A 24,608-nucleotide genomic window follows, 5' to 3' on the forward strand; every position below is an offset into this window, starting at 1 on the left:
GTTGCGGGCCGGGCGGGAAGGGAGCTCGCTCGCCATTTCAGTGGCCATCGGGAGAAAGCGGGAAAATCCGATGTTCTCCATCGCCGCCGCGACCGCTTTGGCGCGGCCCGCAACCTCGCTCCGAAAGCGATCTGTCAGCGGCAAGATTTCAGGAAATTCAGCCGCATCCGTCGCGTTTTGCGGCCCTGCCGAGGCCGCTCGACTCTTTTCAATTGGATAAGCCGCTCTAACTTAAAGGGAAGCTGAGAAAGGAGAAAACCATGACCGACGCACCGAAAACGGCGACCCCGGCGCGAAGAGTGTTGCGTGGCCGCCCCTACAGCATGAGCGAATTTGCCAGAAAATACCGGTTGGACGACAAGGAGGCCAAGCGCCTCTATGACAAATTTGGCCCCTCCGCCACCGAGCTCGACCTGTTGATGGCTGCCAAGCGCCGTCCGCCGCGGCTCCCCACCAAGCTCGACTCCTGACGGCCGTCCATGAGGATCAGGACGGGAAGCTGCCTTTGCGGAGCGGTCGCCTACCGGGTGGAAGGCGAGCCGCTTCGCGTCGGCCTCTGCCACTGTGCTGATTGCCGCAAATCGAGTGGTTCCGCCTTCGTCTTCTTCGCGCTCTGGTCTCGCTCGGCTTTCTCCCAAAGCGGCGAGATTGCCACTTTCGCTGGCCGCAGCTTCTGTCCCACCTGCGGCAGCAGGCTTTTCTGCCTTCAGGAGGCGGCGGTGGAAATCCGCCTCGGCTCGCTCGATAGCCCGCCGACGGATCTTGAGCCGGACCATGAAGTCTGGATCAAGCGGCGCGAAGCGTGGCTGCATCCGCTGCCGGGTGCCGGGCAATATGCCGAGGATGTTGATTGACGGTCGGCAATTGCTGCCTGTCGGGAGCGCGAAAGCGCTGCAGATTTTTGCGCGAGAGGCGCCGCTGGGCGGAAACTTGAGTTTTCTTACCAATATTTCATTTCACCTGTCCGCAATTCCGTGCCAGTTCGGCGGCAACGCTAATTCCCGGTTCATCTGCGGTGTGATTATTTCATTGCAGGCCGATGCGGCCACTGACTGATCGAGGATGACATGAACAAGATCGTAAGCGGCGACGAAACCGGAGCAAAGGCCGGCGCGACGCCCGATCTCGCCGCGGTGCTTGCCGCTTCGGGACGGCAGAACAGGCGGAGCCGCTGGCGCGCCCGCCTGCTCGTTGTGCTGATCCTCCTCGCTGCCGCCGCGGCGGCCGCTTACTTCTACATCGGCCGCGGGCAAAGTGAGGTGAGCTACACCACGCAGCCGGCAAAACGCGGCGACCTGACGGTGCTTGTCACCGCCACCGGTTCGGTGCAGCCGACCGAGCAGGTGGACATATCGAGCGAGCTTTCGGGCACCGTACGCGACGTCAACGTGGATTATAACAGCATGATCAAGGCGGGCGACGTGCTGGCGCTGCTCGACACCAACAAGCTCGAGGCGGATGTGAAGAGCTCGCGCGCCAAGGTCAATTCGGCCAAGGCAAACGTCGCCAAGGCCAATGCCGATCTCGAATCGGCGAGCACCTCGCTCGAGCGGTTGAAGAGCCTGGTCAGGAGCAACGTCTCCACCCAGCAGAGCCTCGACGATGCCACTTACAAATATGATTCCGCCGTGGCCGCCAAACAGATCAACGAAGCCGAGGTGCTGGCCTCGGAGGCCGACCTGCAGCTTGCCGAGGTCAATCTCGCCAAGGCAAAGATCGTCTCGCCGATCGACGGCGTCATCCTCACCCGGTCCGTCAATCCGGGCGCCACGGTTGCCGCCTCGCTTTCGGCGCCCATTCTCTTCACCATCGCCGGCGATCTGAAGAAGATGGAGCTGCAGGTCGATGTCGACGAGGCCGATGTCGGCAAGATCGCCGTCGGCCAAAAGGCGATATTTACCGTCGATGCCTATCCCGACCGGTCCTTCCCGGCCGAGATCGAGCAGATCCGCTTCGCCTCCGAAGTGGTCAACAACGTGGTGACCTACAAGGCGGTGCTCTCGGTCGACAACGCCGACCTGCTGCTGCGCCCCGGTATGACGGCGACCGCCGATATCACCGTCGAGGCCGTCAAGGATACGCTGATGGCGCCGAACGCGGCGCTGCGTTATGCCCCCCCGCAGGCGGAACGGCGCGGCCGCGGCATTCTCGGGATCTTCGGGCCGCCACGCCGGCGCGGCGGTAATTCCGGTGAGGTGCTGACGGGAGCGCAGCGCCGCGTCTGGGTGCTGCGCAACGGCCGCGCCACGCCCGTCGTCATCCAGGTCGGTTCGTCCGACGGCCAGTTCACTCAGGTGGTCTCCGGCGAACTCAAGGAAAATGACGCATTGGTGACTGACGCCACGGTGCGGACGAATTAGGCGGAGAGACGGATGGCAAGCCCGCCGCTCATCGAATTCAGGAAGGTCTCGAAGATCTACGGCGAGGGCGAGGCGGCGATCCGCGCTCTCGACCATGTCGATCTTGCGATCGATGCCCATGAATTCGTCGCGATCATGGGGCCGTCAGGCTCCGGAAAGTCGACGGCGATGAACATTCTCGGCTGCCTCGATGTGCCGACATCGGGCGACTACATCTTCCAGGGCATCCCGACCAGCGGCTTCGACCGCAGCCAGCTGACGCTATTGCGCCGCCACATGCTCGGCTTCGTTTTCCAGGGCTTCAACCTCTTGTCGCGCACCTCAGCCGCAGAGAATGTTGAGCTGCCGCTGATCTATCGCGGCATGGCAGTGCGTGAACGGCGCGAAAAGGCGCGCGAGGCGCTGGCGCTGGTCGGCCTGTCGGGCCGCGAGCATCACAAGACGCAGGAGCTCTCAGGCGGTCAACAGCAGCGCGTCGCCATCGCCCGCGCCATCGTTACCGAGCCGGCGCTGCTCCTCGCCGACGAGCCGACCGGCAATCTCGACACGAAGACCAGCTTCGAGATCATGGAACTGATGACGCGGCTGAACCGCGAGCACGGCATCACCATCGTCATGGTCACGCACGAGTCCGATATCGCCGCCTATGCCGGGCGGCTGCTGCGCTTCGTCGACGGCCAGCTGGAGAGCGAGGTCGAGCAGGCCAGGAGGACGGATCATGTTCTTTGAGACGTTGAAGCTGGCGTTGCGTGCCATCAACCGCAACATGCTGCGCTCCTTCCTCACCGTGCTCGGCGTCGTCATCGGCGTTGCCGCCGTCATCGCGCTGGTGACGATCGGCAACGGTACGACCGCGCAGGTCTCGACCGAACTGTCGCGGCTCGGCACCAACATGCTGTTCGTTCGTCCCGGGCAGTTCGGCCCCGGCCGGGTGAGTTCCGAGGCCAAACGCTTCAGCCTCAAGGATGTCGCCGCCATCCGCGACCAGATCGGCGGCTTGAGGGCGGTGGCGCCGCTCAACCAGTCAACGGCAACGGTGATTTTTGGCGGCCAGAACCATTCGACCAGCGTCTCCGGCACCACCAACGATTATTTCGTCGCGCAGGACTGGAACCTGGCGCTCGGCCGTAATTTCACCCCCGCCGAGGAGCGCGGTCAGTCCCGCTGCATCATCGGTGAGACAGTGCGCTCGCAACTCTTCGGAGCCGCCGATCCGCTCGGCCAGCAGATCCGCGTCGGCAAGGTTTCCTGCCCGGTCATCGGGGTGCTGGCCAGGCGCGGCCAGTCCGGCATGGGCACCGACCAGGACGACGTGGTCATCATGCCGGTCAAGGTGTTCGAGCGGCGCATCAGCGGCAACAGCAACGTGCCGCAGATCATCATTTCGGCGCGCGATGGTGTCTCGACAGCCAAGGTGCAGGCCGATGTCGAAAATCTGCTGCGTGAGCGCCGCAAGATCATTCCCGGCCGCCAGGACGATTTCAACGTCAACGACATGACGCAGATCGCCGAGGCGATGACCGGCACGACGACACTCTTGACCGGCCTGCTCGGCGCCGTCGCCGCGATCAGCCTGCTCGTCGGTGGCATCGGCATCATGAACATCATGCTCGTCTCCGTCACCGAGCGAACCCGCGAAATCGGTATCCGCCTGGCGATCGGCGCGCTCGAAAACCAGGTGCTCACCCAGTTCCTGGTCGAGGCGGTGGCGCTGTCGCTCTTCGGCGGCATCACCGGCATCGTGCTCGGCCTGAGCCTCGGCCTGGTGGCGGTCACCCTCCTGAAAGTCCCCTTCGTCTTCAGTCCGATGATGGTCGCCGTCGCCTTCCTCTTCTCCGCGGCAATCGGTATGATCTTCGGCTATTTTCCGGCGAGACGGGCAGCGCAGCTCAATCCGATCGAGGCGTTGCGACACGAGTGAAGGGCGGACGCGCGGTTCGGTCGTGCGGACCTGCGAATTTGGGTTTCACTCCTTGGATGTCTGCGTCGCCTTGTCTTCGACTTTTTACCGTGGCAGAATGTGATATATCAGGCCGGCTACGGGATTATCGGCAGTGCAGACGTCACAAAGCCACCTTGCCTATCTAGCACTCGAGCACCTGATCGTTACGCTGGCGCTGAAGCCTGGCGCACTTGTCACCGAAAAGCAGCTGATCGATATGGCGGGCCGCGGGCGCACGCCGGTGCGCGAGGCGATTCAGAAGCTCGCCTGGCAGGGGCTGATCCTGGTGAAGCCGCGGGTTGGGCTGCAGGTTGCCGAGATCACACCGGAGGATCATGGCAATGTCATGCAGGTCCGCCGCGAGCTGGAGCCGATTGCGGCAAGCCTGGTTGCCGAGCATGCCACGGACGAACATCGTGAGCGCCTCAGCGATTGCGCCGACGCGATGGAGAAATGCGTCGTGACCGGCGATCTCACCGGCTTCTTCGCCGCCGACAAGGCCTTTGACGCAATTCTCGAGAACGCGTGCCCGAACGGCTTCATCATGGCCGCACTCGGTCCGGTGCAGGCGCATGCGCGCCGCCTCTGGTATTCCACAGCAAGCCCCGAGCGCATGGACCGCGCCATCGCGCTGCATGTCGCCGTCATCCGCGCCATTCGGCAGGGCAGGCCGGATGAGGCGCGTGGGGCGATGGCGGTGCTGATCGACTATCTCGCCCGCAAATAAAAACGGCCCCGTTTCCGGAGCCGCTTGCATTTGATCGTTGAAAGAGTGTCAGCCGACGAAAGCGCGTTCGATGACGAATTCGGCGGGCTTGCTGTTGGCGCCTTCATTGAGGCCAGCCTTTTCGAGCAGTTCCTTGGTATCCTTCAGCATGGCCGAGGAGCCGCAGATCATGCCGCGGTCGATTGCCGGATCGAGCGGCGGAACGCCGAGATCGGTAAACAGCTTGCCCGACGAGATCAGGTCGGTGATGCGGCCACGATATTCGAAATCCTCGCGCGTGACGGTCGCGTAATGGCGCAGCTTGTCGCCGACCACTTCCTTCAGCAGTTCGTCATTCTGGATCTCGTGCACGAGATCGAAGCCATATTTCAGCTCGGCGACGTCGCGCGTCGTGTGAGTGAGGATGACTTCCTCGAACTTTTCATAGGTCTCGGGGTCGCGGATCAGGCTGGCGAACGGCGCAACACCGGTTCCGGTCGAGAACATGTAGAGACGGCGGCCAGGGGTCAGCGCGTCGAGCACCAGCGTGCCCGTCGGCTTCTTGCGCATCAGCACCTGATCGCCGGGCTTGATCGCCTGCAGATGAGAGGTGAGGGGACCGTCCGGCACCTTGATCGAGAAGAATTCAAGCTCCTCGGCCCATGCTGGGCTGGCGATCGAATAGGCACGGAAGACCGGCTTGCCCTCGACCATCAGCCCGATCATCGCGAATTCGCCGGAACGGAAACGGAAGCCCTGCGGCCGGGTCATCGTGAAGCGGAAGAGCCGGTCGGTGTAATGCGTCACGCTCAGCACCGTCTCGGCATAGACGCCGGCGGGGATGGACGAGGCGAAGTCTTCGGTCTTTGCAGGCGCGTTCATTTCGGTAGCGGATCCCGTATTCGTCGGATGAACTGTCGGATTGGGAGCGAGATATTACAAATCCGGCCGGAATTAAAGGCATTCCATTCCACGCGACGCTTCAGAAGGGAAATATGCATGTCATGGTCAGGATTCAATGGCGAGCGGGGAATGTCATATTTCCCGCTGGCGAAGCCGGGCAAAGGATGCATATTAGAGCGGCGGACCGCAGCCGAATGCTGATTTTCGGCAAAAGCGGTGCGACAACAAAGACCTACGGCGTCGAACCCAGCCCGATTCAGGAGCAGGGTCCGGTGATGATGGCGAAAAAATACACGCTTGCCGGGGCGAGCGCGACAGGCGGTCGGGGGACTATGAAGATTTTCAACTACAAGCGTGTTCCTTACGCCGAGATGCGCGCCTTTTCCGTCCATATCCTGACGGCGTCCGGCTCGTTCCTTGCCTTTCTCGGCGTCGTCGCCGCGGCCGAGCATCGCTTCATCGACATGTTCTGGTGGCTGGGTCTGGCGCTTCTGGTCGACGGCATTGACGGGCCGATTGCCCGCAAGGTGCGGGTCAAAGAAGTGCTGCCGAACTGGTCCGGCGATACGCTCGACAATATCATCGATTACGTCACCTATGTGCTGCTGCCGGCCTTCGCCCTCTATCAGAGCGGCATGATCGGCGAGCCCTGGTCCTTCGTCGCAGCCGGCATGATCGTCGTCTCTAGCGCCATCTATTATGCCGATATGGGCATGAAGACCGAGGAGTATTTCTTCTCCGGCTTTCCCGTCGTCTGGAACATGATCGTCTTCACGCTGTTCGTCATCGATGCGAGCGCCACGACGGCGCTAGTCGTCGTGACGATTTCGGTGGTGCTGACCTTCCTGCCGATCAATTTCCTCCATCCCGTCCGCGTCAAAAGGTTGCGCCCGCTCAATCTCGGCGTCTTTTTCCTGTGGTCGGCGCTCGGCGTCTATTCGCTGCTGATGCATTTCGAGATGCCGGAATGGGCGCTCATTCTCTTTATCGTGACCGGGCTCTATCTTTACGTCATCGGCGCGGTGCTGCAATTCTTCCCCTCCCTTGGACGCGAAGCTTAGGACAGGCGATATGACGAAGACGCATGCGATTTCATTCTCGCAGACGGGCGGACCTGATGTTTTCGACTACGTCGAAATCGATCTTCCGCCACCCGTGACAGGCGAGGTGCAGATCCGGCAGGCGGCGATCGGCCTCAACTTCATCGATGTCTACTTTCGCAACGGTTCCTATAAGGTGCCGCACCTTCCATTTGTCACCGGCAAGGAGGGCGCCGGAATCGTGACGGCGGTCGGACCTGATGTTGCCGATTTCAAGCTTGGCGATCGTGTCGCCTATGCCAGCGCTGACGGCGCCTATAGCGTCGAGCGCAATATCGAGGCGCGCCATCTGGTGCATGTGCCGGACGGCATCGAGCTGGAAATGGCGGCGGCGATGATGCTGAAGGGCATGACCGCCGAATATCTCCTGAACCGCACGTTCAAGGTGGGCCATCAGACGGTTCTGCTGTTCCATGCCGCCGCCGGCGGCGTCGGCCTGATCGCCGGCCAGTGGGCGAAGGCGCTCGGTGCCACGGTTATCGGCACGGCGGGCTCGGAGGACAAGATCAAGCTGGCGCTGGCCCACGGCTACGACCATGTGATCAACTACAAGAGCGAGGATTTCGTCGGGCGCGTCCGCGATATAACGGGCGGCAAGGGCGTCGATGTCGTCTATGATTCGATCGGCCGCGATACTTTTCCACAGTCGCTCGATTGCCTGAAGCCGCGCGGCCTTTTTGCCTCCTTCGGACAGTCTTCCGGGCCGATCGAGAATTTCACCCTCGCCATGCTGGCTCAGAGGGGATCGCTCTTTGCGACTCGCCCGACGCTCTTCACCTATATCGCCACGCGGGGGGAATTGGACGACAGTGCAAAGGCGCTATTTGATGTTGTGCAAAGCAACAAAGTGCGTATCAATGTCAACCAAACCTATCCGCTGCGTGAGGTTGGGCGAGCTCACGCGGATCTGGAAGCAAGAAAAACAACAGGAACGACGCTGCTGATTCCATGAGATCCGAACGGACCGGTCGGCAGAAGAAATGAGGGGAACGTGTCTGCATTGAATGTGCCGGATCCCGGTGCGTTGTTGTCCGTCCAGAAGCTGACGAAGTTTTTCGGTGGCTTTGCCGCCTGCAATGACATCGATCTCGACATTGCGCCGGGCGAGATTCATGCGCTTCTCGGCGAAAATGGCGCAGGCAAATCCACATTGGTCAAGATGCTGTTCGGCGTGCTGGAGCCGACGCACGGGCAGATCCTGTGGGAAGGAAGCCCTGTCCTCATCGCCTCTCCGGGCGAAGCCCGCAAGCACGGCATCGGCATGGTTTTTCAGCATTTCTCGCTGTTCGAGGCCCTGACAGTGGCCGAAAACATCGCGCTGTCGCTCGATGACGCCATTCCGATCGATCGGATCGCCGAGGAGGCGAGGGCGCTGTCGATCGCCTACGGCCTGCCGCTCGATCCGCATGCCCATGTCGCCGATCTCTCCGTCGGCGAGCGCCAGCGCATCGAGATCGTCCGCGCGCTACTGCAGAACCCGAAGCTCATCATTCTCGACGAGCCGACCTCGGTGCTGACGCCGCAAGAGGCCGACAGGCTGTTCGAGACGCTGTTCAAGTTGCGCGCCGAGGGCCGTTCGGTTCTTTATATCAGCCATCGTCTGGAGGAGGTGCAGCGCATCTGCGATCGCGCCACCGTGCTGCGCCATGGCCGGGTGACCGGCGCCTGTGATCCCAGGCAGGAAACGCCGGCCTCGCTCGCCCGCATGATGGTCGGCAGCGAGGTGGCGACCGTCACCCATCCCGAGCGCAGCGACAGGGGCGAGGTGCAGCTTGCCGTTACCAACCTGTCGGTTTCCGCGCGCACGCCTTTTGCCATGCCGCTGCGCGATGTCTCCATGACGGTGCGATCGGGCGAAATCCTCGCGATTGCCGGCGTCGCTGGCAACGGCCAGAGCGAGCTGTTCGACGCGCTGTCCGGTGAATATCCGGTTGCCTCAGCCGAAGCGATCATCATCCGCAAGAAGCCGGTGGGCACTCAGGGCATTACCGCCCGTCGCCTGCTCGGCGCCGGTTTCGTGCCGGAGGAGCGGCACGGGCACGCCGCCGTTTCCGCCATGAAGCTGTCCGACAATCTGGTGCTGGCCCGCAGCCAGTCGGATCGCAAGGCCTTTCTGGGCGTGCTCGGCATCATCAGGCAGGGCGCGGTAAAATCTGCGGCGCGGCGCATTTCCGAAGCAATGGATGTCCGCAAGAGCGGTGACGATCCCGCCGCCGGTTCGCTCTCCGGCGGCAATCTGCAGAAATTCATCGTCGGCCGCGAGCTCGACCGCCAGCCGGCCGTCCTCGTCGTCAACCAGCCGACCTGGGGCGTCGATGCGGGGGCCGCAAGCCGCATTCGCCAAGCGCTGGTCGATCTTGCAAAGGCCGGCTCCGCCGTCGTCGTCATCAGCCAGGACCTCGACGAAATCTTCGAAGTGGCAACCGATATCGCTGTCATCTCCGAGGGGCGCCTTTCCCGGCCCTATCCGGCCGGCGAACTCACCCGCGAAAAGATCGGCCTGCTGATGGGCGGCCTGCATGAAGGCAGCTCGGCCGCGGAGACTGCCCATGCGCATTGAACTGGAAAAACGTCCCGACGTCTCGAAGCTCTTCGCCTTCGTCTCGCCGCTCCTGGCCCTTGCCCTGACGCTCGCCTTCGGCGCCGTCATGTTCGCTATGCTCGGCAAAAACCCCGTCGAGGCGCTCGATGCATTCTTCGTCGAGCCGCTACTCGAGGTCTGGTCGCTGCACGAGCTGGCGATCAAGGCAGCACCGCTGATCCTGATCGCCGTTGGCCTTGCCGTCAGCTACCGCTCGAACAACTGGAATATCGGCGCCGAGGGGCAGTTCACCATTGGCGCCATCACCGGCTCCTACCTGCCGATTGTCTTTTACGACTGGCATTCGCCGCTCGTCCTGCCGCTGATGCTGCTGCTCGGAGCGCTTGGTGGCGCGCTTTTTGCCGCCATTCCGGCGCTGTTGAAGGCCCATTTCAACACCAATGAGATCCTGACATCGCTGATGCTGGTCTATATCGCCCAGCTCTTCCTCGATTGGCTGGTGCGCGGCGCCTGGCGCGATCCGCAGGGCTTCAACTTCCCGGTGTCGCGGGATTTCGTGCCGGAAGCGGTGCTGCCGGCGATCTGGGAGGAATCGGGCCGGGCCCATTGGGCCTTCATCTTCGCCATCATCGCGGCGATCGGCGTGTGGTTCATGCTGCGTTATACGCTGAAAGGTTTCCAGATCGTGGTGCTCGGCCAGTCGGAGCGGGCAGGGCGCTTTGCCGGCTTCTCATCGAAGAAGATGATCTGGTTCAGCTTTCTGTTCTCGGGCGCGCTTGCCGGCCTTGCCGGGATATCAGAGGTCTCCGGCTCAATCGGCCATCTGCAGCCGGCGATCTCTCCGGGCTACGGCTTCACCGCCATCATTGTCGCCTTCCTCGGCCGGCTCAATCCGCTCGGCATCATCGCGTCCGGCCTGGTGCTGGCGCTGACCTATCTCGGCGGCGAGGCGGCGCAGCTGTCGCTCGGCGTCTCCGACAAGGTCACCCGCGTCTTCCAGGGGCTGCTGCTCTTTTTCGTGCTCTCCTGCGATACACTGATCTACTACAAAGTCCGTATCGTCTGGTCGCGGCTGAGGAGCGGTGCGGCATGAGCATTTTTGAAGCCATTCTGCTGACCGTCATCACTGCCTCGACGCCGCTCGTCATCGCCGCGCTCGGCGAACTGGTAGCGGAACGCTCCGGCGTTCTCAATCTCGGCGTTGAAGGCATGATGATCATGGGCGCGGTCGCCGCTTTTGCCGGCGCGCAAGCGTCGGGCTCGCCCTATGTCGGGATCATCTGCGGCATAGTGGCGGGTGCGCTGTTCTCGCTGCTGTTCGCCTTCCTGACGCTGACGCTGGTGGCCAACCAGGTGGCGACGGGACTGGCGCTTACCCTTCTCGGCCTCGGCGCATCCGGCATGCTCGGTGAGCCCTATGTCAGCGTTCCCGGCATTCGCCTCGAAGAGATCGTCATTCCCGTCCTGTCGGATATTCCTGTTATCGGCCATGTTCTGTTCAGGCAGGATCTGATCTTCTACCTGTCGATTGCGCTTGTGATCGGCGTCAGCTGGTTCCTGTTCCGCAGCCGGGCCGGGCTGAAACTGAGAGCGATCGGCGACAGTCATATGTCGGCCCATGCGCTCGGCATCGGTGTCATCCGCACGCGCTATTTTGCGGTGATGTTCGGTGGCGCCTGCGCCGGTCTTGCCGGCGCGCAGCTCTCGCTCGTCTACACGCCGCAATGGGCGGAGAACATGTCGGCCGGCCGCGGCTGGATCACCCTGGCGCTTGTCGTTTTCGCCTCCTGGCGTCCATGGCGGGTTTTTGCCGGCGGTTATCTCTTCGGCGCGGTGACCATATTGCAGCTGCACGCACAGGCCTTCGGTCTCGGGATACCCGCGCAGTTCCTTTCGATGCTGCCCTATGCCGCGACTATTGTGGTTCTCATCATCATTTCCCATAATCGGCGCACGACGTTGATCAACACGCCCGCGTCGCTCGGAAAAGCCTTCGTGCCGGAGCGATAAAGCAACAAGATCAAAGACGGGTTTCCGGAATAACTTCAAACCAACAGGGGTAACCATGAAGAAGTTCGCATTCGCACTCGCCGCCTCGGCTGCTGCCGTGATCGGCATTTCCTCCGCCGCTCAGGCCGCGGACAAGACGAAGGTCTGCTTCGTCTATGTCGGTTCGCACACCGATGGCGGCTATTCGCAGGCCCACGATCTCGGCCGCCAGCAGGTCCAGGCCGAATTCGGCGACAAGATCGAAACGCCTTATCTCGAGAACGTGCCGGAAGGCCCGGACGCCGAGCGCGCCATCGAGCGTCTGGCCCGGTCCGGCTGCAAGCTGATCTTCACGACGTCCTTCGGCTTCATGGATGCGACGGTGAAGGTCGCCGCCAAGTTCCCGAAGGTCAAGTTCGAGCATGGCACCGGCTACAAGACCGGCCCGAATCTCGCGACTTACAACTCGCGATTCTATGAAGGCCGCTATATCCTCGGCCAGATCGCCGCCAAGACCTCGAAGAATCACGGCGCCGCCTACATCGCCTCCTTCCCGATCCCCGAAGTGGTCATGGGCATCAACTCCTTCGAGCAGGGCGCCAAGTCGGTCGACCCCAGCTTCAAGCTGAAGGTCATCTGGGTCAATACCTGGTTCGACCCCGGCAAGGAAGCCGATGCGGCCAAGGCGATGGTCGACCAGGGGGTCGACGTCTTGACGCAGCACACCGATACGACAGCGCCGATGCAGGTTGCCGAAGAACGCGGTATCCATGCCTTCGGTCAGGCGTCCGACATGATCGCAGCCGGCCCGAAGGCGCAGCTGACGGCGATCGTCGACACCTGGGGCGCCTACTACTCCAAACGTGTTCACGCGCTCCTGGACGGCACCTGGAAGTCCGAACAGAGCTGGGACGGCCTGAAAGACGGCATCCTGAAGATGGCGCCCTACACCAACATGCCTGACGACGTGAAGAAGATGGCCGAGGAAACCGAAGCCAAGATCAAGTCGGGCGAGCTGCATCCCTTCACCGGCCCGATCAACAAGCAGGACGGCACGCCCTGGCTGAAGGCCGGCGAGAAGGCAGATGACGCCACGCTGCTCGGCATGAACTTCTATGTCGAAGGCGTCGACGACAAGCTGCCGGCGCAATAATTCCGCAGGCTTTCTGCAACTTTCAAGGGCGTCCTGGCGGGCGCCCTTTTTTTCTTCTGTAACGTTAAAAAAAGCGATTTACAAAAGTAATACTATATGATTTTTTGACCCTGCGCCGCGAAGGAGCGGCATTGGGAGGATATCATGAAATTGAAGACTGCACTTTTGAGTGCCACGATTTTGGCTGCCTGCATGTTCGGTTCGGCTTCGGCCGGCGGCTTGACCGTTGGCTTCTCGCAGATCGGCTCGGAATCGGGCTGGCGTGCGGCTGAAACCACCGTCACCAAGGAACAGGCCAAGAAGCGCGGCATCGATCTGAAGTTTGCCGATGCGCAGCAGAAGCAGGAAAATCAGATCAAGGCTTTGCGCTCCTTCATTGCTCAGGGCGTTGATGCCATTCTGATCGCTCCGGTTGTTGAAACCGGCTGGGACGACGTTCTGAAGGAAGCCAAGGAAGCCAAGATCCCGGTCATCCTTCTCGACCGCACCATCAAGGCTCCGGACGATCTGTACCTGACGGCCGTTACGTCGGATCTCGTTCACGAAGGCAAGGTCGCAGGCGACTTCCTGGTGAAGACCGTCGGCGACAAGAAGTGCAACGTCGTCGAACTGCAGGGCACAACCGGTTCGTCGCCGGCGATCGCCCGCAAAAAGGGCTTCGAAGAGGCTCTCGCCGGCCATGACAACCTCAAGATCGTTCGCAGCCAGACCGGTGACTTCACTCGCACCAAGGGCAAGGAAGTCATGGAAAGCTTCCTGAAGGCTGAGAATGGCGGCAAGGATATCTGCGCTCTCTATGCTCATAACGACGACATGGCTGTCGGCGCCATCCAGGCGATCAAGGAAGCCGGCCTGAAGCCCGGCAAGGATATCCTCGTCGTCTCCATCGACGCCGTTCCGGATATCTTCAAGGCGATGTCCGAAGGCGAGTCCAATGCCACCGTCGAACTGACGCCGAACATGGCCGGCCCCGCCTTCGATGCCCTCGAAGCCTATCTGAAGGACAAGAAGGCCCCGCCGAAGTGGATCCAGACCGAGTCCAAGCTCTACACGCCTGCCGACGAGCCGATGAAGGTCTACGAAGAGAAGAAGGGCCAGGGCTACTGATTTGAACCTGGAACCGCACTGGCTCATAATGGGCCGGTGCGGAACTGCCGGTGCCGGATCGGGCGTCAGCCCGGTCTTGGTGCGGGCGCACGGCGCAAATATCAGGACACAGCAGCCCTCATGGTTCACAATAACGAGAATATTCTCGCAGCCTCGGCCATATCCAAGTTTTTTCCCGGCGCTGTCGCCTTGGACAAGGTTGATTTCACGCTACGCCGCGGTGAGGTCCATGCGCTTCTCGGCGAAAACGGCGCCGGCAAATCGACGCTGATCAAGTGCATCACGGGCGCCTATCATCGCGATGGCGGCAGCCTGATGCTCGATGGCGAGGAAATCAATCCGGCCAATACGCTCGCCGCCCAGAAGCTGGGTATCGGCACCGTCTATCAGGAGGTCAACCTCCTCGCCAATCTGAGTGTCGCCGAAAACCTCTTTCTCGGACGCCAGCCGAGGCGTTTCGGCATGACCGACGTGCGCGCGATGAACCGCAAGGCGCGCGAACTGCTTGCCGGCTACGGCATCGATATTGACGTCACCGCCGAACTCGGACGTTTCTCCGTCGCCGTCCAGCAGGTCGTCGCCATCGCCCGCGCCGTCGATCTCTCCGGCAAGGTGCTGATATTGGACGAGCCGACGGCGAGCCTCGACAACCAGGAAGTGGCGCTGCTCTTCCGCATCATCGGGGACCTGAAGAAACGCGGGCTCGGCATCGTCTTCATCACCCATTTCCTCGAGCAGGTCTATGCGATTAGCGATCGCATCACCGTGCTGCGCAACGGCAAGCTCGTCGGCACCCGCGACGCCGCCGAACTGCCGCGCCAGGGCCTGATCGCCATGATGCTCGGCCGCGAACTCGCCCAGGCTGAAGAGGCGGTCGGGGAGCGCAGCATTGCAGCCGGCGAGGTCCGGTATCGCTTTTCCGGCTACGGCAAACGCGGCAAGGTCAAGCCCTTTGATCTCGATGTCCGCGCCGGCGAGGTGGTCGGCGTAGCCGGGCTGCTCGGCTCCGGGCGCACCGAAACCGCCGAATTGTTGTTCGGCGTCGAACATGCCGACAGCGGCAGCGCGACGATCGACGGCCAGCCCGTCACCCTTTCCAGCCCGCGCGCTGCAATCGAGAAGGGTTTCGGCTTCTGCCCCGAGGATCGCAAGACCGATGGCATCGTCGGCGACCTGTCGATCCGGGAAAATATCGCGCTGGCTCTGCAGGCCCGCCGCGGCTGGACCCGGCCTCTGTCGCGCGCCGAGCAGAATGCGCTCGCCGACCGCTACATCAAGGCGCTCGACATCCGCACCACCGACCGCGAAAAGCCGATCCGTCTGCTTTCCGGCGGCAATCAGCAGAAGGCGATCCTTGCCCGCTGGCTGGCGACCAATCCCAAATTTCTCATCCTCGACGAGCCGACCCGCGGCATCGATGTCGGCGCCCATGCCGAGATCATCCGGCTCATCGAACAGCTCTGCGCCGAAGGCATGTCATTGATCGTAATTTCCTCGGAACTTGAAGAGCTTGTCGCCTATAGTTCACGTGTCATCGTGCTTCGCGACAGGCAGCATATCGCCGAATTGACGGGCGAGCGCATCACCGCAGCCGGCATTGTCGATGCCATCGCCGCCGCCGAGCACAAGAAGGAGGATGCATGAAGTCCTCTCGCAATGCGCTGGCCTATCGCCTGGCGCCGCAACTGATCGCGCTCGTTGTCATTCTTCTGTTGAATTTCATAACGTCGCCGCAGTTTTTTAATGTCGTTGTTCAAAACGGTCGCCTGTATGGCAGCCTGATCGATGTGCTCAATCGCGGCGCGCCGGTGGCTTTGTTGGCGATCGGCATGACACTGGTGATTGCCACCAAGGGCATCGACCTTTCCGTCGGCGCGGTCATCGCCATTTGCGGCGCCGTCGCTGCATCGTCGATCGTGTCCGGAAATTCAGTCGCTTACACAATTCTCCTGACACTGACGATCGGGCTTGCCTGCGGCGTCTGGAATGGTTTCCTGGTGGCGATCCTCAACATCCAGCCGATCATCGCCACACTGGTGCTGATGGTCGCCGGCCGCGGCATCGCCCAGCTCATCACCGAAGGCGCGATCCTGACCTTCAACGATGACGGCCTGATCTTCTTCGGCAGCGGCTCGATGGCGCTCCTGCCGATGCCGGTTGTCATCTGGCTGCTCGTCGGCCTGCTCGTCATCCTGCTCGTTCGCCGCACCGCGCTCGGCATGCTGCTCGAGGCCGTCGGTATCAACCGCCGCGCCAGCACGCTCTCCGGCATTCAAACGCCGGTGCTGCTGATGGCGGTCTATATGCTGAGCGGGCTTTGCGCCTCGATCGCGGGCATTATCGTCGCGGCCGACATCAAGGGCGCCGATGCCAACAACGCCGGTCTCTGGCTGGAGCTTGATGCTATCCTCGCCGTCGTCGTCGGCGGCAATTCGCTGCTCGGCGGAAGATTCAGTATTGTCGGGTCGCTGATCGGCGCGATGATCATCCAGGCTGTGAATACCGGCATCCTGTCTTCCGGATTCCCGCCCGAGTTCAACCTGATCATCAAGGCGGTCATCATCATCGTGATCCTCGTCATTCAGTCGCCGGCGGTGCAATCGTTCGCCATCTTCGCCAGCCGCCGGCAGGGCGGAAGGGAGTAGCCGAAATGAACTCCAAATATCTGCCGCTGCTCGCGACCATCGTCATCTTCGTGCTCGCCTATGCCGGCTGCACGCTGCAATATCCGAACATGCTGTCGACGCGCGTCATCGGCAATCTTCTGACGGATAATGCCTTTCTCGGCATTGCCGCCGTCGGCATGACCTTCGTTATCATCTCCGGTGGCATCGATCTGTCGATCGGTTCGATCATCGCCTTCACCGGCGTCTTCCTCGCGGTGATCCTGCAGAACACCTCGATCCATCCGCTGCTTGCCTTCGCGCTGGTGCTTGTCATCACCACCGCCTTCGGCGCCATCATGGGCGCGATCATCCATTACCTCGAAATGCCGGCTTTCATCGTCACGCTCGCCGGCATGTTCCTGGCGCGCGGTATCGCCTTCGTGCTGTCGATCGACAGCATTCCGATCAACCACGACTATTATTCGACGCTGACGAGCCTCTATTGGCGGCTGCCCGGAGGCGGACGGCTGACGCTGATCGGCGCCGTCATGCTTCTGGTCTTTGCCGCCGGCATCTTCATCGCCCACCGTACCCGCTTCGGCACCAACGTCTACGCGCTCGGCGGCGGGCCGCAGACGGCGCGTCTGATGGGCGTGCCGGTCGGCCGCACCACGATTCAGATCTATGCGCTGTCGGGTTTTCTCGCCGGTCTATCCGGAATCGTTTTTTCGCTGTACACATCTGCCGGATATTCTCTTGCTGCAGTCGGCGTCGAACTTGACGCCATCGCTGCAGTGGTCATTGGGGGGACGCTGCTGACCGGAGGAGCGGGCTTCGTGGCGGGAACCTTGATCGGGATTCTGATCCAGGGGCTCATTCAGACCTACATCACCTTCGACGGCACGCTGTCGAGCTGGTGGACGAAGATTCTGATCGGCCTGCTGCTGTTTGCATTCATTTTGATGCAGAAGGCGATCCTGTTCCTTTCCAGCCTGAACAAGAGGTATGCCTGAGGGGGGCGGCTCGCTTGCGCAACAAATTCATCGAGACACGCAAGACGGGGCGCCGAACCCGGACGAGCCATGCACAGGTGGTCGACGAGCTCGGCAAGGCGATCGTCGCCGGCACCTATCCGGTCGGTTCGATCCTGCCGGGCGATACGGAACTGGCGCAGCGCTTCAAGGTATCGCGCACAGTCTTGCGTGAAACGATGAAGACGCTCGCCGCCAAGGGCATGGTCGTCGCCAAGGCGCGGGTCGGCACGCGGGTGACCGAGAAGAACCTCTGGAACATGTTCGACAGCGAAATCATCGCCTGGCACTTCGACAATGGTGTGACGGAAGAATTCCTGCTGCAGCTTTACGATATCCGCCTTGCCGTCGAACCCTTTGCCGCCGGTCTGGTCGCCGAGCGCGCCAGCGCCGAAGAGATCGAGACGCTTCGCGAACTGGCGCAGGAAATGGCGGCGAGCGGGCACACGGCCGACAGCCTGGCGCTCGCCGACCTGCGCTTTCACCTGGCGATCGCCGAAGCCTCGCACAATCCCTTCATGCGCACCCTCGGCAGCCTCATCGAAGCGGCTCTGGTCGGCATGTTCCGCATCAGCACGCCGCCCTCCGAAAACGGGTTCGCCAATATCGCCGATACCCATATGCGCATCGTCGATGCCATCGTTTCCGGCGACAGCGCCGCGGCGCGGCGTGCGATGGAAGTCGTCATCGTCGACGGCCGTGATCACGTGCACGAAGCTTTCGCGGCCCACGGCTCTCCTGTCGTCCTGGGACCGATTTCGCCCGCAATCTAGTCCTGAAATCGATTTCCGATTTCAGGAATTATGCAGTATGAGGCAGAAAAGCCGCCTCATCGCGCGGATTCGCGGAGCAGATCATGGAACGTACTTGTCTTGCCGTCATCCTTGCCGCCGGTGACAGCACGCGGATGAAATCCTCAAAATCGAAAGTGCTGCATCCGGTCGCCGGCCGTCCGATGATCGCCCATGTCGTCGAGGCGGTCTCCTCCGCCGGCATCTCCTCCGTCGCCCTCGTCGTCGGCCGCAACGCCGAGGAGGTGGCAAAGGCCGCAAGCATCGACGGCGTCGGGATCGAAGCCTATCTGCAGCAGCAGCGCCTCGGCACCGGCCATGCGGTGCTGGCAGCGCGCGAGGCCATCGCCAAGGGCTATGACGATATCCTCGTTACCTATGGTGACGTGCCGCTGCAGACCGAGGGGCCGCTCAAGGCCGCCCGTCAGGGACTCGCGGAAGGCAGCGACGTGGTCGTCATCGGTTTCCATACCGACAGACCGACCGGCTATGGCCGCCTGCTCGTCAAGGAGGGCGAACTCATCGCCATCCGGGAGGAGAAGGACGCCACCGACGCCGAACGCACTGTGACATGGTGCAACAGCGGACTGATGGCGATCAACGGCCGCAAGGCGCTCGACCTGCTCTCGCGCATCGGCAATGCCAATGCCAAGGGCGAATTCTATCTGACCGATCTCGTCGAGATCGCCCGTTCGCTCGGCGGCCGCGTCACCGCCGTCGACGCGCCTGAAATCGAGATGACCGGCTGCAACAACCGTGCCGAACTCGCCGTCATCGAACGCTTCTGGCAGGAACGTCGCCGGCGCGAAATGATGCTGTCAGGCGTTACGATGATTGCGCCGGAAACGGTGTTCCTCTCCTACGACACCGTCATCGGCCAGGATGCGCTGATCGAGCCGAACGTCGTCTTCGGCCCCGGCGCGGTGATCAACAGCGGCGCCATCATTCATGCCTTCTCGCATATCGAAGGCGCGCATGTCAGTGAAGGCGCGACCGTCGGCCCCTTTGCGCGGCTGCGGCCGGGTGCCGATCTCGCCATGGGATCGAAGGTCGGCAATTTCTGCGAGGTCAAGAACGGCCGGATCGGCGAGGGCGCCAAGGTCAACCATCTCACTTATATCGGCGATGCGGTTGTCGGCGCCGGCAGCAACATCGGCGCCGGTACGATCACCTGCAATTATGACGGGGTCAACAAGAGCGAGACGGTGATCGGCGAAAACGCCTTCATCGGCTCCAATTCCTCGCTGGTCGCGCCGGTGACGATCGGCGACGGCGCCTATATCGCCTCCGGTAGCGTCATCACCGTCAACGTCCCAGCCGATGCGCTGGCGCTCGGACGCGCTCGTCAGGAAATCAAGCCCGGCCGCGCGACGCTGTTGCGCGAGCGCGCGCTCGCCATCAAGGCGGCCAAGAAGGCGAAGGCTTGAGCAGCTTTGCGTAACCGGCGGAAATTGAAAGTGACCGTCGAGGCCATTGAGAAATAAGCGGAAACCGTTAGGAGTGGCCTCATTATCAGAGGCTTATGGGGATATTGCATGTGCGGTATTGTGGGGATCGTCGGAACTCAGCCTGTTGCCGGGCGCCTGGTCGATGCGCTGAAGCGTTTGGAATATCGCGGTTATGATTCTGCCGGTGTCGCCACCATCCACGAGGGGGTGATGGATCGCCGCCGCGCCGAGGGCAAGCTCTTCAACCTGGAAAAGCGCCTCGACGTCGAACCGCTGCCCGGCACGGTCGGTATTGCCCATACGCGCTGGGCAACCCACGGCGTGCCGAACGAGACAAATGCCCATCCGCATTTCGTCGAAGGCGTCGCCGTCGTTCATAACGGCATCATCGAGAATTTCTCCGAGCTTCGCGACGAATTGAGCGAAGCGGGCGCGGTCTTTGTAACCCAGACCGATACCGAGGTCGTCGCGCAACTGATGGCGAAATATCTGCGCGAAGGCCTGGAGCCGCGCGCTGCCATGCTGAAGATGCTGAACCGGGTAACCGGTGCCTATGCGCTGGCCGTGATGCTCAAAGCCGATCCCGGCACGATCATGGCCGCCCGTTCCGGCCCGCCGCTTGCCGTCGGCTATGGCCGCGGCGAGATGTTCCTCGGCTCGGACGCGATCGCGCTTTCGCCCTTCACCAACGAGATCACCTATCTGGCCGATGGCGATTGCGCCGTTATCACGCGGGAAGGCGTCGCCGTGCTCGATTTTGCCGGAAAGCCGGTCAAACGCGCCCGCCAGATCTCGCAGGCGACCGCCTATGTCGTCGACAAGGGCAATCACCGCCATTTCATGGAAAAGGAAATCTACGAGCAGCCGGAGGTGATCTCACACGCGCTCAGCCATTACGTGGATTTTGCCGAGAACACGATCGGCGCCAATGCCGCCGTAATCGATTTCAAGGCGGCGAGCGGCTTGGCGATCTCGGCCTGCGGCACCGCCTATCTCGCCGGCCTTGTCGGCAAATACTGGTTCGAGCGTTATGCCCGACTGCCCGTTGAGATCGACGTCGCCTCCGAATTCCGCTACCGCGAAATGCCGCTCTCGCCATCGCAGGCCGCACTCTTCATCTCCCAGTCCGGCGAAACCGCCGATACGCTGGCATCGCTGCGTTATTGCCGCGACAACGGGTTGAAGATCGGCGCCGTCGTCAATGTCCGCGAATCGACGATCGCCCGCGAATCTGACGCCGTCTTCCCGATCATGGCCGGGCCCGAGATCGGCGTCGCCTCGACCAAGGCCTTCACCTGCCAGCTTGCCGTGCTGGCGTCGCTGGCGATCGGCGCCGGCAAGGCGCGCGGCACGGTGAGCGCCGAGGAGGAGAGGGCGCTGGTGCGCCATCTCGCCGAGATGCCGCGCATCATGAGCCGGGTGCTGAACCTGATCCAGCCGCAGATGGAAAGCCTGTCGCGCGAACTGTCGAAATGCAGGGATGTGCTCTATCTCGGCCGCGGCACCAGCTTCCCGCTCGCCATGGAGGGCGCGCTGAAGCTCAAGGAAATTTCCTATATCCACGCCGAAGGCTATGCTGCCGGCGAACTGAAGCACGGGCCGATCGCGCTGATCGATGAGAACATGCCTGTCATCGTCATCGCCCCCTACGACCGCTTCTTCGAAAAGACGGTCTCGAACATGCAGGAGGTCGCAGCCCGCGGCGGCCGCATCATCTTTATCACCGACGAGGCGGGTGCGGCGGCCTCAAAACTGCCGACCATGGCGACGATCATCCTGCCTGTCGTCGACGAAATCATCGCGCCGATGATCTTCTCGCTGCCGATCCAGCTGCTCGCCTATCACACCGCCGTGTTCATGGGCACCGACGTCGATCAGCCCCGCAATCTGGCAAAATCCGTGACTGTGGAATAAGCCGGCAAGGTCGGATCTTGGCGCCGAAACATATTGTGCGGCGCCTGGAATTCTGGCAATTTTACCATATGGACGAGGGGGAAGGGCCGGAGTTCCGGCCCGTCCAGGACTGAGATGGAGTTCATCAGTAGAGATGACCGACAATGCCCCCAGAATGCCTGTCGCGACCCGGTTGCGGAACAATTTTCTAGCAGGGCTGATCATCTGCGCGCCGATCGCCATCACCATCTGGTTGACCTGGACCTTCATCCATTGGTCGGACAGCTGGGTCAGGCCCTATATTCCGGCGCGCTGGAACCCGGAAAGCTATCTCAACTTCGCCATTCCCGGCTTCGGCTTGCTGATTGCCGTCGTGCTGATCACCGTCGTCGGCTTTCTCGGCAAGAACCTGATTGGCCAGAGCATCGTCCGGTTCGGCGAATCGATCGTCCATCGCATGCCGTTGGTGCGCACGATCTACAGAAGCGTGAAGCAGATTTTCGAAACGGTGCTGAAAGAACAGTCGAACTCCTTCAAGAAGGTCGGCCTCATCGAGTATCCGGGTCCCGGCCTTTGGGCGCTGGTCTTCGTCGCCACCGACGCCAAGGGCGAGATTGCCTCGAAGTTTAACGCCATGGGTCAGGATATGGTGGCCGTCTTCCTGCCGCCGACGCCGGTGCCGACGGCCGGTTTCCTCATTTTCGTGCCGCGCGAAAAGATCGTCATGCTCGATATGAGCCCGGAAGACGCCGCCAAGTACCTGATATCAGGCGGCCTCGTGGCTCCCGAGCATAGACCGTCCGAGCCGAAGCAGAAGCATTTGCCGCGGCCGAAGCCGGTGGCGGTTTCGAAAGCCGATTAACCGGCCCTCAGGAATCGGATCGCCTCGTCGCGCCGGAACAGATAGAGCAGGGTGCGGATCGCCTGTCCTCTTTCGCTGGTTAGTTCCGGATCGCGCTCGATCAGATAGGCCGCATCCTTGCGGGCGATCTCGAGCAGGTCGGCATGCGCCTCGAGGCTGGCAATGCGGAAGCCCGGCGTGCCGGATTGGCGGGTGCCGAGCAATTCGCCTTCGCCGCGCAGTTTCAAGTCTTCCTCGGCAATACGGAAACCATCCTCCGTCTCGCGCATGATCGACAGCCTGGCATGGCCGGTTTCGCCGAGCGGTCCCTTATAGAGCAGGATGCAGGTCGAGGCCTCGTCGCCGCGCCCGACACGGCCGCGCAGCTGATGCAGCTGCGCCAGGCCGAAACGCTCTGCATGTTCGATCACCATGATCGTCGCATCCGGCACGTCGACGCCGACCTCGACGACGGTGGTGGCGACGAGAAGACGGGTCTCGCCATTCTTGAAGGCCATCATCGCCGCATCCTTCTCCGCGCCGCTCATACGGCCATGGATGAGGCCGATATCGGGGCCGAGCGAGGAGACGAGCGTCGCATGCCGCTCCTCTGCCGACATCAGGTCGAGCTCTTCGGATTCTTCGACCAGCGGGCAAATCCAATAGGCCTTCTTACCTTCAGCGATCGCGCTCCGCAGCCGTCCGACGATTTCGCCGGTCCGCTCCATCGGCACGGTGATCGTCTGGATCGGCTTGCGGCCGGCGGGCTTCTCGGTGAGTTTGGAAACATCCATGTCGCCGAAGGCGGCGAGAACCAGAGTGCGCGGGATCGGCGTCGCCGTCATCACAAGCATATGCGGCGAGATGCCCTTTGCCGTCAGCCGCAGGCGCTGGTGAACGCCGAAACGGTGCTGCTCGTCGACGACGGCGAGCATCAGGTTTGCGTAACTGACGCTCTCCTGAAACAGCGCATGTGTGCCGATGATGATCTGCGCCGCGCCGGAGGCGATGCGCTCCAGGATTTCCTCCCGTTCGCGTCCCTTGGTGCGCCCGGTCAGCACCTCAATGTCGAGTCCGGCAGAGGCGGCGAATTTCGAGATGGTCGCGTGGTGCTGCCGCGCCAGGATTTCCGTCGGCGCCATCAGCACCGCCTGGCCGCCGCTCTCGATCACCGCCGCCATCGCCATCAGCCCCACCAGCGTCTTGCCGGAGCCGACATCGCCCTGCAACAGCCGCAGCATGCGCTCGTGACCGGCCATGTCGTTCAGAATCTCGGCGATCGCATCGTTCTGGCTTGACGTGAGCGAGAAGGGCAACGCCTTCACGATCTTGCTGCTGACCGCACCGGTCGCATGCACCGGCTGGCCCGCCACTTTGCGCAGCCTCTGGCGCACCAGGCTGAGCGACAGCTGGCCGGCCAGAAATTCATCATAGGCGAGCCGCCTTCGGGCAGGGGCCTGCGGATCGACATCCAATGGATCGCGCGGTTCGTGCAGCATATGGAAACTGTCACGGATCGTCGGCAGGCCCTGCTTCTGCGTCAGCGTCAGGTCGATCCATTCCGGCATCTCCGGAAAGCGCGGCAGGGCGGTGTCGATGATCTTTCGCAGCGTTTTCGGCGAAAGCCCGGCCGTCAGCGGATAGATCGGCTCGACGAGCGGCAGGCTCTCCGTCTCCTCCGCTTTGACGATATAGTCGGGATGCACCATCGAGGCGCGGCCGTTGAACCAGTCAATCTTGCCGCTGACCGTCACCTCCGCATCGATGGGTAGCTGCTTTTCCAGCCATGCCGCCTGGCCGCGGAAGAAGACCAGCGTCAACTCGCCGGTCTCGTCATGCAGGAAGACGCGGTAGGGAACATTGCTTTTGCCCCGCGGTGGCACCTGGTGTCGGTCGACGCGCGCGGTGATCGTGACGATCGCACCCTGTGGCGCGCGGGCGATCCCCGGCTGGTTGCGCCGGTCGATCAGCGAGAACGGCGCATGGAACAGAAGATCGATGACCCGGCAATCCTCCACCGTCTCGCGCCCGAGCAGCTTAACCAGCAGTTCGGCGATCTTCGGGCCGACGCCCGGAAGGCCCGAAACGGGAGAAAACAGAGGATCGAGAATGGCGGGGCGCATGCGGCCAAAATGCGATGAACAATGCGGCCTTGGCAAGGCTGACAAGCCGCTTTCGAGGGTCTATAGAGGCGCA

The 24,608-nt window shown here is 62.1% G+C and carries 23 protein-coding genes; 21 read left to right on the forward strand and 2 right to left on the reverse strand.

The window, feature by feature from the left end; genetic code table 11:
* The first annotated feature begins 260 nt into the window (after positions 1-260).
* The 7 genes from NL154_RS09315 (at position 261) to NL154_RS09345 (ending at position 5,029) form a co-directional block, all read left to right on the forward strand.
* Positions 261-470 carry a hypothetical protein gene (locus NL154_RS09315; RefSeq protein WP_064708964.1) on the forward strand — a complete coding sequence of 70 codons (210 nt, stop codon included), beginning with the start codon at positions 261-263 and terminating at the stop codon, positions 468-470.
* A 9-nt stretch (positions 471-479) separates the two neighbouring features.
* Positions 480-854: a GFA family protein gene (locus tag NL154_RS09320; RefSeq protein ID WP_221124387.1), complete on the forward strand. Its 375-nt coding sequence runs from the start codon at positions 480-482 to the stop codon at positions 852-854.
* Positions 844-1,056, forward strand: coding sequence for a hypothetical protein (locus NL154_RS09325; RefSeq protein ID WP_221124388.1), 213 nt, complete (start codon positions 844-846; stop codon positions 1,054-1,056). Before NL154_RS09320 ends, NL154_RS09325 begins: the two co-directional genes overlap by 11 nt.
* Before the next feature lie 11 nt (positions 1,057-1,067).
* Positions 1,068-2,360, forward strand: coding sequence for an efflux RND transporter periplasmic adaptor subunit (locus NL154_RS09330; protein ID WP_210631396.1), 1,293 nt, complete (start codon positions 1,068-1,070; stop codon positions 2,358-2,360).
* A gap of 12 nt (positions 2,361-2,372) precedes the next feature.
* Entirely contained in the window at positions 2,373-3,089 is a 717-nt protein-coding gene (locus NL154_RS09335) for an ABC transporter ATP-binding protein (protein WP_210631395.1), read from the forward strand.
* The gene (locus NL154_RS09340) at positions 3,079-4,281 is read left to right on the forward strand and encodes an ABC transporter permease (RefSeq protein WP_434733939.1); all 1,203 of its coding nucleotides are present in this window, start codon (positions 3,079-3,081) and stop codon (positions 4,279-4,281) included. Before NL154_RS09335 ends, NL154_RS09340 begins: the two co-directional genes overlap by 11 nt.
* A 133-nt stretch (positions 4,282-4,414) precedes the next feature.
* Positions 4,415-5,029 (forward strand): GntR family transcriptional regulator, encoded by a 615-nt coding sequence (locus NL154_RS09345; protein ID WP_434733940.1) that lies wholly within the window; start codon positions 4,415-4,417, stop codon positions 5,027-5,029.
* Between the two features lie 48 nt (positions 5,030-5,077).
* On the opposite strand, the gene NL154_RS09350 is transcribed toward NL154_RS09345, so the two are convergent.
* Positions 5,078-5,890 (reverse strand): ferredoxin--NADP reductase, encoded by an 813-nt coding sequence (locus NL154_RS09350; protein WP_064806129.1) that lies wholly within the window; start codon positions 5,888-5,890, stop codon positions 5,078-5,080.
* A gap of 353 nt (positions 5,891-6,243) precedes the next feature.
* On the opposite strand from NL154_RS09350, the gene pcsA reads away from it, so the two are divergent.
* The 14 genes from pcsA to NL154_RS09420 all read left to right on the forward strand — a co-directional run bounded on the left by pcsA (position 6,244) and on the right by NL154_RS09420 (position 22,433).
* Positions 6,244-6,972 (forward strand): phosphatidylcholine synthase, encoded by a 729-nt coding sequence (pcsA, locus tag NL154_RS09355; RefSeq protein ID WP_210631631.1) that lies wholly within the window; start codon positions 6,244-6,246, stop codon positions 6,970-6,972.
* A gap of 10 nt (positions 6,973-6,982) precedes the next feature.
* Positions 6,983-7,963, forward strand: a complete 981-nt coding sequence (locus NL154_RS09360) for a quinone oxidoreductase family protein (RefSeq protein WP_221124390.1) — start codon at positions 6,983-6,985, stop codon at positions 7,961-7,963.
* Positions 7,964-8,002: 39 nt separating this feature from the next.
* Positions 8,003-9,571: an ABC transporter ATP-binding protein gene (locus tag NL154_RS09365; RefSeq protein WP_434733941.1), complete on the forward strand. Its 1,569-nt coding sequence runs from the start codon at positions 8,003-8,005 to the stop codon at positions 9,569-9,571.
* Positions 9,561-10,646 carry an ABC transporter permease gene (locus NL154_RS09370; RefSeq protein WP_434733942.1) on the forward strand — a complete coding sequence of 362 codons (1,086 nt, stop codon included), beginning with the start codon at positions 9,561-9,563 and terminating at the stop codon, positions 10,644-10,646. The genes NL154_RS09365 and NL154_RS09370 overlap by 11 nt, the downstream gene beginning before the upstream one ends.
* Complete coding sequence (locus NL154_RS09375; protein WP_221155055.1) at positions 10,643-11,563, forward strand: ABC transporter permease; 921 nt, start codon at positions 10,643-10,645, stop codon at positions 11,561-11,563. The genes NL154_RS09370 and NL154_RS09375 overlap by 4 nt, the downstream gene beginning before the upstream one ends.
* Before the next feature lie 55 nt (positions 11,564-11,618).
* Entirely contained in the window at positions 11,619-12,695 is a 1,077-nt protein-coding gene (locus tag NL154_RS09380) for a BMP family ABC transporter substrate-binding protein (protein WP_221102539.1), read from the forward strand.
* Between the two features lie 144 nt (positions 12,696-12,839).
* Positions 12,840-13,802, forward strand: coding sequence for a galactofuranose ABC transporter, galactofuranose-binding protein YtfQ (ytfQ, locus tag NL154_RS09385; protein ID WP_168296910.1), 963 nt, complete (start codon positions 12,840-12,842; stop codon positions 13,800-13,802).
* A 120-nt stretch (positions 13,803-13,922) separates the two neighbouring features.
* On the forward strand, positions 13,923-15,446 hold the full coding sequence (ytfR, locus tag NL154_RS09390) for a galactofuranose ABC transporter, ATP-binding protein YtfR (RefSeq protein WP_221146597.1): 1,524 nt from the start codon (positions 13,923-13,925) through the stop codon (positions 15,444-15,446).
* Positions 15,443-16,447, forward strand: a complete 1,005-nt coding sequence (locus NL154_RS09395; protein WP_210631386.1) for an ABC transporter permease — start codon at positions 15,443-15,445, stop codon at positions 16,445-16,447. The genes ytfR and NL154_RS09395 overlap by 4 nt, the downstream gene beginning before the upstream one ends.
* 5 nt (positions 16,448-16,452) lie before the next feature.
* Positions 16,453-17,421 carry a galactofuranose ABC transporter, permease protein YjfF gene (gene yjfF, locus NL154_RS09400; RefSeq protein WP_011425356.1) on the forward strand — a complete coding sequence of 323 codons (969 nt, stop codon included), beginning with the start codon at positions 16,453-16,455 and terminating at the stop codon, positions 17,419-17,421.
* 14 nt (positions 17,422-17,435) lie between these two features.
* On the forward strand, positions 17,436-18,212 hold the full coding sequence (locus tag NL154_RS09405; protein WP_184456708.1) for a FadR/GntR family transcriptional regulator: 777 nt from the start codon (positions 17,436-17,438) through the stop codon (positions 18,210-18,212).
* A gap of 83 nt (positions 18,213-18,295) precedes the next feature.
* Positions 18,296-19,657, forward strand: a complete 1,362-nt coding sequence (gene glmU, locus NL154_RS09410; protein ID WP_434733943.1) for a bifunctional UDP-N-acetylglucosamine diphosphorylase/glucosamine-1-phosphate N-acetyltransferase GlmU — start codon at positions 18,296-18,298, stop codon at positions 19,655-19,657.
* Positions 19,658-19,765: 108 nt separating this feature from the next.
* Positions 19,766-21,592 (forward strand): glutamine--fructose-6-phosphate transaminase (isomerizing), encoded by a 1,827-nt coding sequence (gene glmS, locus NL154_RS09415; RefSeq protein WP_221146600.1) that lies wholly within the window; start codon positions 19,766-19,768, stop codon positions 21,590-21,592.
* A 133-nt stretch (positions 21,593-21,725) separates the two neighbouring features.
* Complete coding sequence (locus tag NL154_RS09420; RefSeq protein ID WP_210631383.1) at positions 21,726-22,433, forward strand: DUF502 domain-containing protein; 708 nt, start codon at positions 21,726-21,728, stop codon at positions 22,431-22,433.
* Here NL154_RS09420 and recG read toward each other — a convergent pair.
* On the reverse strand, positions 22,430-24,535 hold the full coding sequence (recG, locus tag NL154_RS09425) for an ATP-dependent DNA helicase RecG (protein WP_210631382.1): 2,106 nt from the start codon (positions 24,533-24,535) through the stop codon (positions 22,430-22,432). The genes NL154_RS09420 and recG overlap by 4 nt on opposite strands.
* Between the last annotated feature and the right edge of the window lie 73 nt (positions 24,536-24,608).

Source organism: Rhizobium sp. YTUHZ044 (assembly GCF_051123975.1).
Classification (GTDB): Bacteria; Pseudomonadota; Alphaproteobacteria; order Rhizobiales; family Rhizobiaceae; genus Rhizobium.

Bases quoted from the DNA above. Each gene is read 5' to 3' on its own strand.
- NL154_RS09315 (WP_064708964.1), top strand. From the start codon at position 261: ATGACCGACGCACCGAAAACGGCGACCCCGGCGCGAAGAGTGTTGCGT.
- NL154_RS09320 (WP_221124387.1), top strand. From the start codon at position 480: ATGAGGATCAGGACGGGAAGCTGCCTTTGCGGAGCGGTCGCCTACCGG.
- NL154_RS09325 (WP_221124388.1), top strand. From the start codon at position 844: ATGTTGATTGACGGTCGGCAATTGCTGCCTGTCGGGAGCGCGAAAGCG.
- NL154_RS09330 (WP_210631396.1), top strand. From the start codon at position 1,068: ATGAACAAGATCGTAAGCGGCGACGAAACCGGAGCAAAGGCCGGCGCG.
- NL154_RS09335 (WP_210631395.1), top strand. From the start codon at position 2,373: ATGGCAAGCCCGCCGCTCATCGAATTCAGGAAGGTCTCGAAGATCTAC.
- NL154_RS09340 (WP_434733939.1), top strand. From the start codon at position 3,079: ATGTTCTTTGAGACGTTGAAGCTGGCGTTGCGTGCCATCAACCGCAAC.
- NL154_RS09350 (WP_064806129.1), bottom strand. From the start codon at position 5,890: ATGAACGCGCCTGCAAAGACCGAAGACTTCGCCTCGTCCATCCCCGCC.
- pcsA (WP_210631631.1), top strand. From the start codon at position 6,244: ATGAAGATTTTCAACTACAAGCGTGTTCCTTACGCCGAGATGCGCGCC.
- NL154_RS09360 (WP_221124390.1), top strand. From the start codon at position 6,983: ATGACGAAGACGCATGCGATTTCATTCTCGCAGACGGGCGGACCTGAT.
- NL154_RS09370 (WP_434733942.1), top strand. From the start codon at position 9,561: ATGCGCATTGAACTGGAAAAACGTCCCGACGTCTCGAAGCTCTTCGCC.
- NL154_RS09375 (WP_221155055.1), top strand. From the start codon at position 10,643: ATGAGCATTTTTGAAGCCATTCTGCTGACCGTCATCACTGCCTCGACG.
- NL154_RS09380 (WP_221102539.1), top strand. From the start codon at position 11,619: ATGAAGAAGTTCGCATTCGCACTCGCCGCCTCGGCTGCTGCCGTGATC.
- ytfQ (WP_168296910.1), top strand. From the start codon at position 12,840: ATGAAATTGAAGACTGCACTTTTGAGTGCCACGATTTTGGCTGCCTGC.
- ytfR (WP_221146597.1), top strand. From the start codon at position 13,923: ATGGTTCACAATAACGAGAATATTCTCGCAGCCTCGGCCATATCCAAG.
- NL154_RS09395 (WP_210631386.1), top strand. From the start codon at position 15,443: ATGAAGTCCTCTCGCAATGCGCTGGCCTATCGCCTGGCGCCGCAACTG.
- yjfF (WP_011425356.1), top strand. From the start codon at position 16,453: ATGAACTCCAAATATCTGCCGCTGCTCGCGACCATCGTCATCTTCGTG.
- glmU (WP_434733943.1), top strand. From the start codon at position 18,296: ATGGAACGTACTTGTCTTGCCGTCATCCTTGCCGCCGGTGACAGCACG.
- glmS (WP_221146600.1), top strand. From the start codon at position 19,766: ATGTGCGGTATTGTGGGGATCGTCGGAACTCAGCCTGTTGCCGGGCGC.
- NL154_RS09420 (WP_210631383.1), top strand. From the start codon at position 21,726: ATGACCGACAATGCCCCCAGAATGCCTGTCGCGACCCGGTTGCGGAAC.
- recG (WP_210631382.1), bottom strand. From the start codon at position 24,535: ATGCGCCCCGCCATTCTCGATCCTCTGTTTTCTCCCGTTTCGGGCCTT.